Origin of the sequence: Pseudomonas sp. 2995-1 (assembly GCF_002742505.1) — a bacterium.
GTDB lineage: Bacteria > Pseudomonadota > Gammaproteobacteria > Pseudomonadales > Pseudomonadaceae > Aquipseudomonas > Aquipseudomonas sivasensis.
In genome coordinates, this window is sequence record NZ_LJSA01000279.1 from 1 (window position 1) to 414 (window position 414).

Genomic DNA, 414 nt, shown 5'->3' on the forward strand with positions numbered 1-414 from the left:
ACATTATAAGGACCGTAAAGTATTTCCGTGTTTTGATATTCCATATGATCTACAACTTCTTCTGCCACGCTTTCGCTATATTGAACGTCTACACTTTCAGCTTCTCCATCGCTAGTATACGAAACGTATGCAAATGATACATCTAAGTCATCAAATTGAGGTAGAAAAACGTCTGTACCCATTTCTTCGTTGATGTTTTGGTTAAGCTTATTAAATTCTTCTCCTTCATTACCACTACTGCATCCAATCAACGTAGTAACTATAAAAATACTTGTTAATAATATAAATAAAACTTTCATTCTTTAAATCACAACCTCTATAAGATGTTATATTGGAATTTTATTAATAGTTATAATCGAAGAAACATTTTGTTCTACTATAGCATCCCGTTAAATAGTTGCGTCAACATTATAG

At 31.4% G+C, this 414-nt stretch carries 1 protein-coding gene; it reads right to left on the bottom strand.

Annotated elements, in window-relative coordinates; all coding sequences use genetic code 11:
• Positions 1-299: hypothetical protein (locus tag AOA61_RS30830; protein WP_143521182.1), on the bottom strand; the 299-nt coding region annotated here is incomplete at its 3' end.
• Positions 300-414: the final 115 nt, after the last annotated feature.